The sequence below is a fragment of the Salmonella sp. SAL04157 genome (assembly GCF_046551635.1).
In the GTDB taxonomy this organism is placed as follows: domain Bacteria; phylum Pseudomonadota; class Gammaproteobacteria; order Enterobacterales; family Enterobacteriaceae; genus Salmonella; species Salmonella enterica.
Genome location: NZ_JBGDVS010000011.1, coordinates 1 through 16,095 on the forward strand (window position 1 = coordinate 1; position 16,095 = coordinate 16,095).

General features: G+C 53.8%; 13 protein-coding genes. 7 read left to right on the top strand and 6 right to left on the bottom strand.

What is annotated here, in order from left to right; translation table 11 throughout:
* Positions 1 to 180: 180 nt before the first annotated feature.
* The 3 genes from clpA to ACLJRE_RS19150 all read right to left on the bottom strand — a co-directional run bounded on the left by clpA (position 181) and on the right by ACLJRE_RS19150 (position 2,981).
* Positions 181 to 2,457 (bottom strand): ATP-dependent Clp protease ATP-binding subunit ClpA, encoded by a 2,277-nt coding sequence (clpA, locus tag ACLJRE_RS19140; protein ID WP_000934064.1) that lies wholly within the window; start codon positions 2,455 to 2,457, stop codon positions 181 to 183.
* Positions 2,458 to 2,487: 30 nt separating this feature from the next.
* A complete protein-coding gene (gene clpS, locus ACLJRE_RS19145) occupies positions 2,488 to 2,808 on the bottom strand; it encodes an ATP-dependent Clp protease adapter ClpS (protein WP_000520789.1) in 321 nt (106 codons plus the stop codon).
* A gap of 95 nt (positions 2,809 to 2,903) precedes the next feature.
* Positions 2,904 to 2,981, bottom strand: coding sequence for a hypothetical protein (locus ACLJRE_RS19150; RefSeq protein WP_212742690.1), 78 nt, complete (start codon positions 2,979 to 2,981; stop codon positions 2,904 to 2,906).
* 150 nt (positions 2,982 to 3,131) lie between these two features.
* On the opposite strand from ACLJRE_RS19150, the gene cspD reads away from it, so the two are divergent.
* Positions 3,132 to 3,353, top strand: a complete 222-nt coding sequence (cspD, locus tag ACLJRE_RS19155; protein WP_000447499.1) for a cold shock-like protein CspD — start codon at positions 3,132 to 3,134, stop codon at positions 3,351 to 3,353.
* A gap of 129 nt (positions 3,354 to 3,482) precedes the next feature.
* Here cspD and macB read toward each other — a convergent pair whose 3' ends face one another.
* Entirely contained in the window at positions 3,483 to 5,429 is a 1,947-nt protein-coding gene (gene macB, locus ACLJRE_RS19160) for a macrolide ABC transporter ATP-binding protein/permease MacB (protein WP_000125891.1), read from the bottom strand.
* Positions 5,426 to 6,544 (bottom strand): macrolide transporter subunit MacA, encoded by a 1,119-nt coding sequence (gene macA, locus ACLJRE_RS19165; RefSeq protein WP_023212628.1) that lies wholly within the window; start codon positions 6,542 to 6,544, stop codon positions 5,426 to 5,428. Before macA ends, macB begins: the two co-directional genes overlap by 4 nt.
* A 145-nt stretch (positions 6,545 to 6,689) precedes the next feature.
* Between macA and ACLJRE_RS19170 the strand changes: the two genes are divergently transcribed.
* Positions 6,690 to 7,640, top strand: a complete 951-nt coding sequence (locus ACLJRE_RS19170; RefSeq protein WP_001542594.1) for a VirK/YbjX family protein — start codon at positions 6,690 to 6,692, stop codon at positions 7,638 to 7,640.
* Here ACLJRE_RS19170 and ACLJRE_RS19175 read toward each other — a convergent pair.
* Positions 7,637 to 9,295 (bottom strand): ATP-dependent endonuclease, encoded by a 1,659-nt coding sequence (locus ACLJRE_RS19175; protein WP_000599759.1) that lies wholly within the window; start codon positions 9,293 to 9,295, stop codon positions 7,637 to 7,639. The genes ACLJRE_RS19170 and ACLJRE_RS19175 overlap by 4 nt on opposite strands.
* Positions 9,296 to 9,495: 200 nt before the next feature.
* Between ACLJRE_RS19175 and ACLJRE_RS19180 the strand changes: the two genes are divergently transcribed.
* From ACLJRE_RS19180 to ltaE, 5 genes are all read left to right on the top strand, one after another.
* Positions 9,496 to 10,395 carry a lysine exporter LysO family protein gene (locus ACLJRE_RS19180; protein WP_000491118.1) on the top strand — a complete coding sequence of 300 codons (900 nt, stop codon included), beginning with the start codon at positions 9,496 to 9,498 and terminating at the stop codon, positions 10,393 to 10,395.
* 143 nt (positions 10,396 to 10,538) lie between these two features.
* Positions 10,539 to 12,191 carry a hydroxylamine reductase gene (gene hcp, locus ACLJRE_RS19185; protein ID WP_000458787.1) on the top strand — a complete coding sequence of 551 codons (1,653 nt, stop codon included), beginning with the start codon at positions 10,539 to 10,541 and terminating at the stop codon, positions 12,189 to 12,191.
* A gap of 11 nt (positions 12,192 to 12,202) precedes the next feature.
* Positions 12,203 to 13,171: an NADH oxidoreductase gene (hcr, locus tag ACLJRE_RS19190; protein WP_001538209.1), complete on the top strand. Its 969-nt coding sequence runs from the start codon at positions 12,203 to 12,205 to the stop codon at positions 13,169 to 13,171.
* A 157-nt stretch (positions 13,172 to 13,328) separates the two neighbouring features.
* Positions 13,329 to 15,047: a ubiquinone-dependent pyruvate dehydrogenase gene (poxB, locus tag ACLJRE_RS19195; protein WP_000815324.1), complete on the top strand. Its 1,719-nt coding sequence runs from the start codon at positions 13,329 to 13,331 to the stop codon at positions 15,045 to 15,047.
* Positions 15,048 to 15,085: 38 nt separating this feature from the next.
* Complete coding sequence (gene ltaE, locus ACLJRE_RS19200) at positions 15,086 to 16,087, top strand: low-specificity L-threonine aldolase (protein WP_000566346.1); 1,002 nt, start codon at positions 15,086 to 15,088, stop codon at positions 16,085 to 16,087.
* The last annotated feature ends 8 nt before the right edge of the window (positions 16,088 to 16,095 follow it).

Below are 16,095 nucleotides of genomic sequence, written 5' to 3' on the forward strand. Positions count from 1 at the left end.
TTTTGATTTCTTGTTGAACTTTTGCAGTTGCCAGACCGCAAGATGTTTTAACAAATCAAAAGGGGTTTTAATAACTGGCTTAAAGCTGAAAGCTTTCCGGAACCCCCAGCCTAGCTGGGGGTTTTCCATAGACAAAAAACCGGGCGCTAAGGCCCGGTTTGTACGGCAGTGAAACGAAGATTAATGCGCGGCTTCCGGCTTGTGCTTTTGCGCACTCTGGAAGCCATACGTCAACGCATTTTTCTCTTTATCCAGCGCGACGGTGACCTGTCCGCCATCAACCAGCGATCCAAACAGCAACTCATTGGCCAGCGGTTTTTTCAGGTTATCCTGAATCACACGCGCCATCGGTCGTGCGCCCATCGCCCGGTCATAGCCCTTTTCCGCCAGCCAGTCGCGCGCTTCCTGACTGACTTCCAGGGAGACGCCTTTCTGATCCAACTGGGCCTGCAACTCGACGATAAACTTATCGACAACCTGATGAATCACCTCGCCAGACAGATGATCGAACCAAATAATGTTGTCGAGACGGTTACGGAACTCCGGCGTAAACACTTTCTTGATCTCGCCCATCGCATCGGTACTGTTGTCCTGATGAATAAGACCAATAGATTTACGTTCGGTTTCTCGCACGCCGGCGTTGGTGGTCATCACCAGCACCACGTTGCGGAAATCCGCCTTACGGCCGTTGTTATCGGTCAGCGTACCGTTATCCATCACCTGCAGCAGCAGGTTAAAGACATCCGGGTGCGCTTTTTCGATCTCATCCAGCAACAGCACCGCATGAGGATGCTTAATCACCGCATCCGTCAGCAGCCCACCCTGGTCGAAACCGACGTATCCCGGAGGCGCGCCGATCAAACGGCTCACCGTATGACGCTCCATATATTCGGACATATCGAAGCGCAACAGCTCAATACCCAACGCTTTTGAAAGCTGTACCGTAACTTCAGTTTTCCCTACACCAGTTGGCCCGGCGAACAAGAATGAGCCGACAGGTTTATGCTCATGGCCCAGACCCGCACGACTCATCTTAATAGCTTCGGTCAGCGCCTCAATCGCGTTATCCTGGCCGAAGACCAGCATTTTCAGACGATCGCCCAAGTTCTTCAGCGTATCGCGATCGCTCTGCGAGACGCTCTTTTCAGGAATTCGCGCAATTCGCGCCACTACGGACTCAATATCCGCCACGTTGACCGTTTTCTTACGTTTGCTCACCGGCATCAGACGCGCCCGCGCGCCCGCTTCGTCAATCACGTCAATGGCTTTATCCGGCAGATGGCGGTCATTGATATATTTTACCGCCAGCTCGACCGCCGCACGCACCGCTTTCGCGGTATAACGCACGTCGTGGTGCGCTTCGTACTTAGGTTTCAAGCCGTTGATAATTTGCACCGTCTCTTCTACCGAAGGCTCGGTAATATCAATTTTCTGGAAACGGCGCGCTAATGCGCGGTCTTTCTCAAAAATATTGCTGAACTCCTGATAGGTCGTTGAGCCGATCACCCGGATCTTGCCGCTGGAAAGCAGCGGTTTAATCAGATTTGCCGCATCCACCTGTCCGCCCGACGCCGCGCCAGCGCCGATAATGGTATGGATTTCATCGATAAACAGGATGCTGTTGGTATCCTGCTCAAGCTGTTTCAGCAACGCCTTAAACCGTTTTTCAAAATCGCCGCGGTATTTGGTGCCCGCCAGCAGCGAACCGATATCCAGCGAGTAAATGGTGCAATCGGCCATCACTTCCGGCACATCGCCCTGCACGATACGCCAGGCCAGCCCTTCGGCAATCGCCGTTTTGCCAACGCCGGATTCCCCCACCAGCAGCGGGTTATTTTTACGGCGACGACACAAGACCTGGATCGCGCGTTCCAGTTCTTTTTCACGACCAATCAGCGGATCGATGCCGCCCACGCGAGCAAGTTGGTTAAGATTCGTCGTGAAGTTTTCCATACGTTCCTCCCCACCAGCTTGTTCGTCGCCAGTTGGCTGATTGCCGAGATCGGAAGATTGGCTCGGTTCGTCTTTTCGCGTCCCGTGAGAAATAAAGTTCACGATATCCAGACGGCTCACTTCATGCTTACGCAGCAGATAAGCCGCCTGTGATTCCTGTTCGCTAAAGATAGCCACCAGCACATTCGCGCCAGTCACTTCACTACGCCCGGAAGACTGAACGTGGAAGACGGCACGTTGCAGGACACGCTGGAAACTTAACGTCGGCTGCGTATCACGCTCTTCTTCACTGGCAGGCAGTACGGGTGTGGTTTGTTCAATGAAGGCTTCGAGTTCCTGACGGAGCGCCACCAGATCCACGGAGCATGCTTCCAGCGCTTCGCGAGCCGATGGGTTGCTGAGCAGCGCCAGCAACAGATGCTCGACGGTCATAAACTCATGACGGTGCTCGCGCGCTCTGGCGAAAGCCATGTTTAAACTGAGTTCCAGTTCTTGATTGAGCATAGGCACCTCCCCCAATTTTTATACCTGCATTCAGGCTTTTTCCAGCGTACACAGCAACGGATGCTCGTTCTCCCTTGCATACTTGTTCACCATCGCCACTTTGGTTTCCGCCACCTCGGCGGTGAACACGCCGCAGATGGCTTTGCCTTGATAGTGAACCGCAAGCATCAATTGCGTTGCACGTTCTACATCATAAGAAAAGAATTTTTGTAACACGTCAATAACAAACTCCATCGGAGTGTAATCATCATTGACTAATATCACTTTATACATAGATGGCGGTTTTAGCGCGTCGCGCACGCTATCTTCCACCAGCTGGTCAAAATCCAGCCAATCGTTCGTCTTACCCATCGTCAGTCGTCATTATCGGTTACGGTTGTCGGCAGGAAAATCTGCCGCTGACCAGAGTCTATGCACACAATCAATCTACCTCAATTGATAGATAACTAACATCTATCAGTACCATCCGCGACATCTGTCACATTCCCGGCAATAGCGTTAACTGCTTCAAATTTTTGATTCATTTTTACCCGATCCCCCCTGCCTGATGCTTGACGCCTCGCCTGATTTCTCTAAATTGTAATGTCGAGAGTTGGTGAGGTTTTGAACAGCCCCCACTCCGTCACCGGTTCATTCCATCTTACTTATATAAGATTTACGAAGGATGTCGAAGCATGGAAACGGGTACTGTAAAGTGGTTCAATAATGCCAAAGGGTTTGGTTTCATCTGCCCTGAAGGCGGCGGCGAGGATATTTTCGCCCATTATTCCACCATTCAAATGGATGGTTACAGAACGCTTAAAGCCGGACAGTCTGTCCGGTTTGATGTACACCAGGGGCCAAAAGGCAATCACGCCAGCGTCATCGTGCCCATCGAAGCAGAGGCCGTTGCATAGCTCCTCTGTCTCATTGTGTACATCCAGGAGGCAAAATGCCAGCCCGATCGGCTGGCATTTTTATTTAACGCCAGTTCCTGATAGCAACACTGTTACATCTTATCAGGCCGACAAATGACGTCAGCAAGATTACTCCCTTGCCAGCGCATCCACCGGGTCCAGTCGCGCCGCGTTTCTCGCCGGTAGCCAACCAAACAGTATCCCAGTAAACGTCGAACATAAAAACGCGCTCGCCAGCGCAGTCAGTGAAAAACCGATCTCCCAGCCGGGCAGGAAAAGCTGTAGCATAAATGCGATGAACATCGACAAGCTAATCCCCAGCGCTCCCCCAACCAGGCAAACCAGCACCGCTTCAATAAGAAACTGCTGTAGCACATCGCTGGCGCGCGCGCCTACCGCCATACGGATGCCGATTTCACGCGTTCGCTCGGTGACGGAAACCAGCATAATATTCATAACGCCGATGCCGCCGACAACCAGCGAAATGACGGCCACCAGCGTCAGAAATAACTGAAGAGTATAGGTGGTTTTTTCAGCCGTTTTCAGGACGCTGTCCATATTCCAGGTGAAGAAGTCTTTTTTACCGTGGCGTAAGGTGAGCAGGCGGGTAAGCTGCTGTTCAGCCTGATCGCTATCAACGCCATCTTTCACACGAACGGTGATCGAGTTAAGCCATGACTGACCCATTATGCGATCTGACATCGTGCTATAGGGCAACCAAACTTGCAACAGATTGCTATTGCCGTACATGGACGGTTTCTCTTCCGCCACGCCAATAACAATAACCGGCATATTACCCACCAGCACCACTTCCCCTACGACATTCGCTTTATTTGGAAATAGCTGGCGTCGCGTGTTGGCATCCAGCACCACCACCTGCGCGCGATCCTGTTGCTGTACAGCATTGAAGGTGTTCCCCTCCCTAAAGGACATGCCGTAAACGTTAAAATAATCGCCACTGACGCCATTAGCATTTACGGCAATATCAATATTGCCATAGCGAAGACGTAGGCTCTTTGAAACGCTGGGCGTCGCAGAGTTAACCCACGGCTGTTTCTGAATAGCCACCAGATCGTCATATTTCAGCGCCTGTCGATACTGCGGGTTGTCGTCGCCAAAATCTTTGCCTGGATGAATATCAATCGTGTTAGTGCCCATAGCGCGGATATCCGCCAGTACCATCTTTTTTGCGGCGTCGCCGACCACCACAATCGACACCACCGACGCAATACCGATAATAATTCCCAGCATGGTCAGTAAAGTACGCATTTTGTTAGCGGCCATCGCTAACCACGCCATCGACAGCGCTTCGCGAAAGCTGCTGGCAAATTGCCGCCAGCCGGGAGCCGTATTAACTACGGCAGCGTCAACGCCCTGTTCGCGTTTCTTTTCCTGCGCGGGCGGATTATGGACAATCTTGCCATCGTGAATTTCAATAATCCGCTCCGCCTGGGCGGCAATCAGCGGATCGTGCGTCACAATGATCACCGTATGTCCGCGATCGCGCAGTTGGCGCAAAATCGCCATCACCTCTTCGCCGGAATGACTATCCAGCGCGCCGGTCGGCTCATCCGCCAGAATCACCTGTCCGCCGTTCATCAGCGCGCGGGCAATACTGACACGCTGCTGCTGTCCGCCAGAAAGCTGTGAAGGTGGGTAATCGACGCGATCGCTTAATCCCAGCCGCAGAAGTAACTCTCTGGCGCGCGCCTGGCGTTTTTTGCGTTCAATGCCGGCGTAGACGGCGGGGATTTCAACATTTTGCGCTGCCGTTAAATGCGACAACAGATGGTAGCGCTGAAAGATAAAGCCAAAATGCTCACGCCGCAGCTGCGCCAGCGCGTCCGGGTCCAGCGTCGAGACGTCCCGCCCCGCCACCCGATAAGTGCCGCTGGTCGGTTTATCCAGGCACCCGAGGATATTCATCAGCGTTGATTTTCCAGAACCGGAAACGCCGACGATCGCCACCATCTCCCCGGCGTGGATTTGCAGGGAGATATCTTTTAACACCGCCACCTGCTCTTCTCCGGAGGGGTAGCTGCGACTCACATTGCGCAGTTCAAGCAATGCCGTCATGGCGTCGCTCCTGGCCTGCTTTCGCCGATGATCACCTCATCGCCCGCTTCCAGACCTTTAACCACTTCCACGTCTGTATCGTTACGCTCGCCAATGATCACTTCGCGCTCACGTTTTTCGCCGTTACGCAACAGCGCCACTTTATAACGATTGCCGCCCACCGGTTCGCCAAGCGCGGCGAGAGGAATAATCAGCACATTTTTGACATCCATGAGTTGAATATAAACCTGTGCGGTCATATCAAGACGCAAGATTCTTTTGGGATTCGGCACTTCAAACCGGGCGTAATAAAAAATAGCGTCGTTGACCTTTTCCGGCGTCGGCAGAATATCTTTTAAAACGCCTTCATAGCGCGTTTGCGGATCGCCTGCAATGGTGAACCATGCTTTCTGCCCCGCCCGAAGATGGATCACGTCCGCTTCCGAGACCTGCGCTTTTACCAGCATGGTGCTCATATCCGCCAGCGTCAGAATATTGGGCGCCTGCTGAGCTGCAATCACCGTTTGTCCTTGCAGGGTAGTGATTTGCGTCACTTCCCCCGCCATGGGAGCAACAATACGGGTATATTCCAGGTTGGTTTTCGCGGTGTCCAACGAGGCCCGATTACGTTTGATCTGGGCATCTATGGTGCCAATACGCGCCTGTTTAACCGCCATCTCCGTCGCCGCGGTATCCAGATCCTGTTGCGATACCGCCTGAGTCTTAGCTAACTGCTGCTGGCGCGCCAGCGTAACCCGCGCCAGCTTTAACTCAGCGGCTGCCTGCTGACGCTCCGCGTTCAGCTCCATCAGGGTGGCCTCGACCTCTTTTATCTGGTTCTCCGCCTGATCTGGGTCAATCACGCCGAGTAGCTGATCTTTTTTAACGTTATCTCCAATGGAGACCAGCAGCGTTTTCAACTGGCCGCTCACCTGCGCGCCGACATCCACTTTACGCAACGCGTCCAGTTTTCCAGTCGCCAGTACACTCTGTTCAAGATCGCCTGGCCGCACGATTAATGTCTGATAAGTTGGCAGCGGCGCATTTATCATTCGCCAGCTAACCATCCCCCCCACTAAAAGAATTAAAATAATGACCAGATAACGCTTTTTAAATTTCTTTCCCTTAGCACGCATAGAAACCCTGACGGCAAAATTTTAACCAGAAAGTAAACCGTATCTAAACAAACCTGACACAATAAAGATAGCGTCGGCTGTATTGACGATTGGTTAATGTTTCCTGTGGTTCAATCTCGACAATCTTATGTCGCGGATTACGATCATGACACAGCTTACAGATAATACCTGGTACACTTCAGATCACATCTCTCCTTTACAATTATTTATTCGTCTGACGCGCGGGCAATTACAGCCAGGAAAATTCTGGCGTAAAGCCAGCTTTCGTCGCAAGTTTTTAATCCGCTCATTAGTCATGCCGCGTGCGACCAGCCAATTACTGACCAATCTCACCCAATGGCCGGAGTTAAATACGTTACTTGCTCGTCAGCCGCGTTTGCCTATTCGGCTACATCGTCCTTATATGGCTGTAAATATTAAACGCGATTTCGCCTTAGATGCGCTGTGTTTTCATTATCAACAGATGCGCCAACTTTTATCGCGGGAACAACAGGTTAGCTATTTAAGTCAGTATGGCCTGAATCTTGCTAAATTTGAAACTAAAACCGGCGAGTTGTTTCAACTTGATTTAGTCAGTCTGGTCTCACTGGATAAAGAAGGTGAAAGCACTATTGTTGTTCGCGACGCACAGTTACGTATTCTGGCAGAGATCACATTTACCCTGTGTCGCTTTAACCAACAACGCACACTATTTATCGGCGGATTACAGGGCGCGGCAAACGACGTTCCTCACGAAATTATCCAGCAGGCGACCAAAGCCTGCCATGGTCTTTTTCCCAAACGCATCGTGATGGAGGCTCTCTGTCAGTTTGCGCAAGTCTTTCAGGCGGAGCAGATTATAGCCGTGAGTAACGATGCGCACGTTTACCGTAGCTGGCGATACATGGATAAAAAGACGCAAATGCATGCCGACTATGACGCGTTTTGGGAATCGTTAGGCGGTGAAAGAATTAAAGGAAATTACTATGCGCTACCGCTGGCGATCGCCCGAAAAAGCGAAGCGGAGATCGCCAGTAAAAAACGGGCCGAGTATCGCCGCCGCTATGCTTTACTCGATAGCGTTGTCGAACAGGTTCCGGCCACATTCAAACGCTAATCCGCCCGGCCCCGCGCCAGCCAAACCACGCGCGAGAACATCTTTCTGAACAGCGGCGGCACGGCGTCAATTCCCCGCCGCCCGGCTTCCATCGCGACTTCAATCGCCAAATCCGGCTTTGACGAGCGGTGGATAGCTTTAGTGATAATTTTCCGGGTATTCATCGGTACATTAGGCGGAAGCTGCGCAACCCGGTGAAAAACATCGGCAAAGCCCTGACGATACATAAAATGTTCCATATCCAGCGCAGGCAGCGCCGTGAGATGTTCGCGTTCTTCTTCCCGATCGTTATTAAGCAGGCTGCGGACCGTCGCGGCATATTTTTTCCCCGCTTCGTCGCCATCCACCAGGACATGCCACTCGATTCCCATACGGCGGGCGAACTTCACCAGCGGTTTCAGACCGGACTGAGCAAACTCAATGACTTTAATGCCCTCCGCATCAAAATGATGTCCACACTGACGCGCCAGCTCATTAATAACCCAGGTTTCCGTCTCGCCTTCCACCAGTAGCCAGCAACGCGCAAACAGCGACGACGCGCGATTAAAGCGGATATGAAAGGCGATGCGCCGTCCATCTTCCGCGCTTAACCCGCCCGGGCCCAAACGCCAGGCGGCGACGCGGGAAGATTCGCGCACCAGCCGTACGACATGCTCCACCGGCGTTAGCGAGAGCAATTCGCCTGAGTTAGTCGTCGCTATCCGCTGTAGCGGCAACAGATTGAGCAATTGCCAGGCGACTGAAAGCATAATGGGATGTAAACGGGTTTCCGGATCTTCCACCAGAAGTAATGGTCGCGCGTCTTTATGTAACCGCAGCGTCCCTTTCGCCTGTAACAGCGTGGAGAAAAGCCCCAGCAGGATCACCCGATGCGACCGGCTGCCCGGTTTGTCGATCATCCGATTAATAATATCCAGATAGCGCCAGCTACGCTGCTCATTTTGCGAACGTCGGCGCATGAGTCGGTGACGCGCCTGTCCTGCGCCCTGCTCTGAGAAATAGTGTTCAAGCAGTTGCACCATCGCGGACAGTCCCTGACGAATCTGCCCGTCGGTTAAATTTTGCGGCCGGGTCGCCAGCTCACGCGCCAGAAAATCCAGCTGTCGGGCCGTGACTTCAACATCCGGCACATTGGGCACCGTACCGTTGCGAATACGTCGCATAAAGCGCGCATCGCGCAAACGTAGCACTGGCATCAGACGAACCAGGTGGCGCACCTGATCGTTAATATTTTCCACCGGCAATGGCTGCCCATCGCTATTGAGAAAACTGCGCAGCGTCATCACGCTACCATCGGCGCCGCATTCGCCCTCTAGCCGATAAAAAATACGGTGAAAATCATCCTCGCAAGGCGACCAGCATGCTTCCAGCGCTCGATAACGACGTACCCGATGCCGCCCTAGCTGCGTTTCGCGAAAAGTCAGAATAATATGCAGGTGATGCTCGCGTCCTTTTATGTCGCCAGGCGGAAACCAGAAATCCTCACGGACAAAATGGTAGAGATCGAGTTCCGGCGACAATAACAGAGTCAGCGCATCCAGCAGGCTGGATTTGCCCCAGGCGTTTTCCCCAATCAGCACGTTGTTTTGCTCCAGCATCAACGACAGTCGGTTGATACCGCGAAATCCCACTATTTCAACGCGTTCGAGAATCATGCTTCCTCCAGAAAAGCGTCACCACTCCATTAAACTCACCGCAGTATAACGGCAAATGCTTCCGCCTGGCGTGATATTCCCCCCTTTGCCTGAGGCAACTGTATGATAAATGTACGGCTGACGGTGTCGCTTTACTGATAGTCTGGAATTCGGTAGTGTCATGTACGCTATTCAAACAATAAAAAAGGGCCCGGCTGTTCATGTTTTCAGGACTTTTAATCATTCTGGTTCCACTGATTGTGGGCTATCTCATTCCACTGCGACATAAAGCCGCATTACAACTTATTAACCGGCTACTGAGCTGGATCGTGTATCTTATTCTCTTTTTTATGGGAATAAGCCTGGCGTTTTTGGATAACCTCGCCAGTAATCTGGTGGCGATTTTTCATTATTCCGCCGTCAGTATTACGATTATTTTATTGTGTAATATCGCTGCCTTATTGTGGCTGGAACGTATCCTCCCGTGGCGTCACCATCATCAGCAGGAAAAACTGCCTTCGCGTATTGCCATGGCGCTGGAGTCGCTGCAACTGTGCGGCGTAGTGGTATTGGGGTTTGTTATCGGCCTGAGCGGACTCTCTGTTTTACAGCACGCCACCGAAGCCAGTGAATATACGCTGATCTTTTTATTGTTCCTGGTGGGGATTCAGCTACGAAATAGCGGCATGACCTTAAAGCAAATTGTGCTTAACCGCCGGGGAATGATGGTCGCGGTCGTTGTCGTGGCAAGCTCATTACTGGGCGGCGTGATTAATGCGTTTATCCTGGATTTACCGCTAAAAACCGCCCTGGCGATGGCGTCAGGTTTCGGCTGGTACTCTCTTTCCGGTATTTTGCTGACGGAGTCGTTTGGACCGGTTATCGGCAGCGCGGCATTTTTTAACGATCTGGCCCGCGAACTCTTAGCCATTATGCTTATTCCCGGCCTAGTTCGCCGCAGCCGTTCAACGGCGTTGGGCCTGTGCGGAGCGACCTCAATGGACTTTACGTTGCCGGTATTACAGCGCTCCGGCGGCGTAGAGATTGTTCCGGCGGCTATCGTACATGGCTTTATCCTCAGCCTGCTGGTCCCCCTCTTAATGGCGTTCTTCTCGGCCTGATACCTCTTTGGCGGTAGGCATCTGCCGCCAAAATTGCGCTAAATCAATCTCCTTGCACATTATGGCAGAAATCCCTTTTATCCCTTTGTTCACAGGCATAACCTTAAACATGTATATTAAATATAACTTTAAAAGGTGTGACCATGTTTTGTGTGCAATGTGAACAAACCATCCGTACACCAGCCGGAAACGGCTGCTCCTACGCGCAGGGAATGTGCGGTAAAACAGCTGAAACGTCCGATCTGCAGGATCTGCTGATTGCGGCTTTGCAAGGTTTGTCTGCCTGGGCGGTGAAGGCCCGTGAATATGGCATCATTAATCACGACGTTGATAACTTTGCGCCGCGCGCGTTTTTCTCCACGCTGACCAACGTTAACTTCGACTCTCCGCGTATCGTCGGCTACGCCCGTGAAGCGATTGCCTTGCGTGAAGCGTTGAAAGCGCAGTGCCTGAGCGTGGATGCCAATGCGCATTGCGACAATCCGATGGCCGATCTGCAACTGGTTAGCGACGATCTGGGCGAACTGCAACGTCAGGCGGCGGAATTTACCCCGAATAAAGACAAAGCCGCCATTGGCGAGAATATCCTCGGCCTGCGTCTGCTGTGCCTGTACGGTCTGAAAGGCGCGGCGGCGTATATGGAGCACGCGCACGTTCTCGGTCAATACGACAACGACATTTACGCCCAGTACCACAAAATCATGGCCTGGCTCGGCACCTGGCCTGCTGATATGAACGCGCTGCTGGAGTGCGCAATGGAAATCGGCCAGATGAACTTTAAAGTGATGAGCATTCTGGATGCCGGTGAAACCACCAAATACGGCCACCCAACGCCGACTCAGGTCAACGTCAAAGCGACTGAAGGCAAGTGCATTCTGATCTCCGGTCACGATCTGAAAGATCTCTACAACCTGCTGGAGCAGACCGAAGGCACCGGCGTTAACGTCTACACTCACGGTGAAATGCTGCCCGCACATGGCTATCCGGAACTGCGTAAATTCAAGCATCTGGTCGGTAACTACGGCAGCGGCTGGCAGAACCAGCAGGTCGAGTTCGCCCGCTTCCCTGGCCCAATCGTGATGACCTCTAACTGCATTATCGACCCGACCGTGGGCAGCTATGACGACCGTATCTGGACCCGTAGCATCGTCGGCTGGCCGGGCGTTAGCCATCTTGAAGGTGATGACTTCGGGCCGGTCATTGCCCAGGCGCAGCAGATGGCGGGCTTCCCGTATAGCGAAATTCCGCATCTCATCACCGTCGGTTTTGGCCGTCAGACCCTGCTCGGCGCTGCCGATACGCTCATCGATCTGGTCAGTCGTAAAAAACTGCGCCACATCTTCCTGGTCGGCGGCTGTGACGGCGCGCGCGGCGAGCGTAACTACTTTACCGATTTCGCCACCAGCGTACCGGATGACTGCCTGATCCTGACTCTGGCGTGCGGTAAATACCGTTTCAACAAACTGGAGTTCGGCGACATCGAAGGGCTGCCGCGTCTGGTCGATGCCGGTCAGTGTAACGATGCTTACTCCGCGATTATCCTGGCGGTGACGCTGGCGGAAAAACTGGGCTGCGGCGTCAACGATCTGCCGCTATCGCTGGTGCTCTCCTGGTTTGAGCAGAAAGCGATCGTGATTCTGCTGACGCTGCTGTCATTAGGCGTGAAAAATATTGTCACCGGGCCGACCGCGCCGGGCTTCTTCACGCCGGATCTGCTGGCTATCCTCAACGAGAAGTTCGGTCTGCGCTCCGTGACCACCGTTGAAGAAGACATGAAGCAATTGCTGAGCGCGTAAGGAGGCCAATGATGACGATGCCAACCTCACAATGTCCCTGGCGAATGCAGGTGCATCACATCCGTCAGGAGACGCCGGATGTATGGACAATTGCGCTATTATGCCATGACTACTACCCTTACCGCGCCGGGCAGTATGCGCTGGTGAGCGTGCGTAATTCAGCGGAAACGCTGCGCGCCTACACCCTTTCGTCTACGCCGGGCGTCAGTGAATATATCACGCTGACCGTTCGTCGGATTGAAGATGGCACGGGTTCACAGTGGTTGACCCATGACATCAAGCGCGGCGATTACATCTGGCTGTCTGATGCAATGGGCGATTTTACCTGTGACGATAAAACAGAAGATAAGTTTCTGCTGCTCGCCGCCGGTTGTGGCGTAACGCCAATCATGTCGATGCGTCGCTGGCTGGCGAAATACCGCCCGCAGGCCGATGTGCAGGTCATCTTTAACGTCCGTTCGCCGGATGATGTGATTTTTGCCGACGAGTGGCAACAGTATCCGGTCACGCTAGTGGCGGAAAATCATGCCACGGAAGGTTTTGTCGCGGGCCGTCTGACCACGGAATTGTTACAGCGCGTACCGGATTTGGCATCGCGCACCATCATGACCTGCGGCCCGGCGCCCTATATGGATTTCGTCGAACAGGGCGTGAAAGCGCTTGGCGTAACGCGCTTCTTTAAAGAGAAGTTCTTCACGCCGGTGGCGGAAACGGCAACCAGCGGCCTGAAATTCACCAAACTACAGCCAGCGCAGGAATTTTATGCCCCGATCGGTACAACGCTGTTGGAGGCGCTGGAGAGTAATAAAGTACCGGTTGCCGCTGCCTGTCGGGCAGGTGTTTGCGGCTGCTGTAAAACCAAAGTCGTTTCCGGCGACTATACGGTGAGCAGCACCATGACGCTGAGCGAGGCGGAGATTGCCGAAGGTTACGTACTGGCCTGCTCCTGCCATCCGCAGGGCGATCTTGTTCTCGCATAATCGGTAAACGTTCCATAGTAGGCCCGGTAAGCGTTAGCGCCACCGGGCGATTTACCACTCACTTCATCCTTTCGCCCCTCTCTTCGCCAAAGAAAAACGTCATCGTCATCTTCAACTAAACTTGTAACCGTTATCACATTTAAGGAGATGGAGAACCATGAAACAAACCGTTGCTGCTTTTATCGCCAAAACGCTGGAACAGGCTGGCGTAAAACGAATCTGGGGCGTCACTGGCGACTCCCTGAACGGCCTGAGCGATAGTCTTAATCGTATGGGAACCATTGAATGGATGCCAACCCGCCACGAAGAGGTCGCCGCTTTCGCCGCCGGCGCACAAGCGCAGCTTACCGGCGAGCTGGCAGTGTGCGCCGGTTCATGTGGACCGGGCAACCTGCACCTGATCAATGGCCTGTTTGATTGCCACCGTAACCACGTCCCTGTTCTGGCGATCGCCGCCCATATTCCGTCCAGTGAAATCGGTAGCGGTTATTTCCAGGAGACCCACCCGCAGGAGTTGTTCCGTGAATGCAGCCACTATTGCGAGTTGGTTTCCAGCCCGGAGCAGATCCCGCAGGTACTCGCCATCGCCATGCGCAAAGCGGTGCTAAATCGCGGCGTCTCCGTGGTCGTACTTCCGGGTGACGTAGCGCTGAAACCCGCGCCTGAAAACGCCGTCACTCATTGGTACCATGCCCCGCACCCCGTCGTCACGCCGGCGGAGGAAGAGCTGAAAAAACTGGCGCAACTGCTGCGCTACTCCAGCAATATCGCATTGATGTGCGGTAGCGGCTGCGCGGGCGCGCATGAGGAGTTGGTCGCGTTGGCGGCAAAACTAAAAGCGCCAATCGTTCATGCCCTGCGCGGCAAAGAGCACGTTGAGTACGATAACCCTTATGATGTGGGAATGACCGGCCTGATTGGCTTTTCTTCTGGCTTCCACACCATGATGAACGCCGATACGCTGATCCTGCTCGGCACCCAGTTCCCCTACCGCGCCTTTTATCCGAGCGATGCCAAAATCATTCAGATTGACATCAACCCGGGTAGTATTGGCGCACACAGCAAAGTCGACATGGCGCTGGTGGGCGATATTAAAGCCACGCTTCGCGCCCTGCTGCCGCTGGTGGAAGAAAAAAGCAATCGTAAATTCCTCGATAAAGCTCTGGAGCACTATCGGGACGCCCGTAAGGGACTTGATGACTTAGCCAAACTCAGCGACAAAGCCATCCATCCGCAATATCTGGCGCAACAAATTAGTCATTTCGCCGCTGACGACGCTATTTTTACCTGCGATGTCGGCACGCCGACCGTCTGGGCGGCCCGCTATCTAAAAATGAACGGCAAGCGCCGCTTGCTGGGCTCGTTTAACCACGGGTCAATGGCCAACGCGATGCCGCAGGCGCTCGGCGCTCAGGCCACCGCGCCTGGTCGTCAGGTTATCGCGATGTGCGGTGATGGCGGCTTCAGTATGCTGATGGGCGATTTTCTCTCGGTGGTACAGATGAAGCTGCCGATAAAAATCGTCGTCTTTAATAACAGCGTGCTGGGCTTTGTGGCGATGGAAATGAAAGCCGGCGGCTACCTTACCGACGGTACCGAACTGCACGACACCAATTTCGCGCGGATCGCCGAAGCCTGCGGCATTACCGGTATTCGCGTGGAAAAAGCCGCAGACGTGGACGGAGCGCTACAGCGCGCGTTTTCCATTGACGGCCCGGTACTGGTTGACGTGGTCGTGGCAAAAGAAGAGCTGGCGATCCCGCCGCAGATCAAACTGGAACAAGCGAAAGGCTTTAGCCTGTACATGCTACGCGCCATTATTAGCGGCCGCGGCGATGAAGTGATCGAACTGGCGAAAACGAACTGGCTAAGGTAAAACAGTGCACATCACCTTTTAAAATCCAGGGATGTGCCATGATTGATTTACGCAGTGATACCGTTACCCGACCGGGCCGCGCCATGCTCGAGGCGATGATGACCGCCCCGGTCGGGGACGACGTATACGGCGATGACCCTACCGTTAACGCCCTTCAGCGCTACGCCGCCGACCTTTCCGGTAAAGAAGCGGCGCTTTTTTTACCCACCGGCACCCAGGCCAATCTGGTCGCGCTACTTAGCCATTGTGAACGCGGCGAAGAGTATATCGTCGGTCAGGGCGCGCATAATTATCTCTATGAAGCTGGCGGCGCTGCGGTGCTCGGCAGCATTCAGCCGCAGCCCATCGACGCCGCCGCGGACGGTACACTGCCGCTGGAGAACGTGGCGGCGAAGATTAAAGCGGATGACATCCACTTCGCGCGCACGCGCTTGCTCAGTCTGGAAAATACGCATAACGGGAAAGTGCTGCCGCGCGCGTATCTGAAAGACGCCTGGACATTTACCCGCGAACGTGGACTGGCGCTGCACGTTGACGGCGCCCGAATTTTTAACGCGGTGGTTGCCTACGGCTGTGAGTTAAAAGAGATTACGCAGTATTGCGACTCTTTTACCATCTGCCTGTCAAAAGGTCTCGGAACGCCGGTCGGTTCGCTGCTGGTCGGCAACCGCGATTACATTAAACGCGCGACGCGCTGGCGTAAAATGGTCGGCGGCGGAATGCGTCAGGCCGGGATTCTGGCAGCGGCCGGACTGTATGCGCTGAAGCATAACGTGGCGCGTCTGCAAGAGGACCATGATAACGCCGCCTGGCTGGCGCAGCAGCTTCGGGAAGCAGGTGCGGAGGTCATGCGCCACGAAACGAATATGCTGTTTGTTCGCGTTGGCGAAGCACAGGCCGCCGCGCTTGGCGACTATTTACGGGAACGGAATATCCTGATTAACGCCGCGCCGATTGTGCGTCTGGTGACGCATCTGGATGTTTCTCGCGAACAGCTTGCCGACGTCGTCGCCCACTGGCGCGCCTTTTTAGCCCGCTAAGGAGAGCA

Excerpts from the sequence above, each read along its gene's own strand:
- clpA (WP_000934064.1), bottom strand. The coding sequence starts at position 2,457 with ATGCTCAATCAAGAACTGGAACTCAGTTTAAACATGGCTTTCGCCAGA.
- clpS (WP_000520789.1), bottom strand. The coding sequence starts at position 2,808 with ATGGGTAAGACGAACGATTGGCTGGATTTTGACCAGCTGGTGGAAGAT.
- ACLJRE_RS19150 (WP_212742690.1), bottom strand. The coding sequence starts at position 2,981 with ATGAATCAAAAATTTGAAGCAGTTAACGCTATTGCCGGGAATGTGACA.
- cspD (WP_000447499.1), top strand. The coding sequence starts at position 3,132 with ATGGAAACGGGTACTGTAAAGTGGTTCAATAATGCCAAAGGGTTTGGT.
- macB (WP_000125891.1), bottom strand. The coding sequence starts at position 5,429 with ATGACGGCATTGCTTGAACTGCGCAATGTGAGTCGCAGCTACCCCTCC.
- macA (WP_023212628.1), bottom strand. The coding sequence starts at position 6,544 with ATGCGTGCTAAGGGAAAGAAATTTAAAAAGCGTTATCTGGTCATTATT.
- ACLJRE_RS19170 (WP_001542594.1), top strand. The coding sequence starts at position 6,690 with ATGACACAGCTTACAGATAATACCTGGTACACTTCAGATCACATCTCT.
- ACLJRE_RS19175 (WP_000599759.1), bottom strand. The coding sequence starts at position 9,295 with ATGATTCTCGAACGCGTTGAAATAGTGGGATTTCGCGGTATCAACCGA.
- ACLJRE_RS19180 (WP_000491118.1), top strand. The coding sequence starts at position 9,496 with ATGTTTTCAGGACTTTTAATCATTCTGGTTCCACTGATTGTGGGCTAT.
- hcp (WP_000458787.1), top strand. The coding sequence starts at position 10,539 with ATGTTTTGTGTGCAATGTGAACAAACCATCCGTACACCAGCCGGAAAC.
- hcr (WP_001538209.1), top strand. The coding sequence starts at position 12,203 with ATGACGATGCCAACCTCACAATGTCCCTGGCGAATGCAGGTGCATCAC.
- poxB (WP_000815324.1), top strand. The coding sequence starts at position 13,329 with ATGAAACAAACCGTTGCTGCTTTTATCGCCAAAACGCTGGAACAGGCT.
- ltaE (WP_000566346.1), top strand. The coding sequence starts at position 15,086 with ATGATTGATTTACGCAGTGATACCGTTACCCGACCGGGCCGCGCCATG.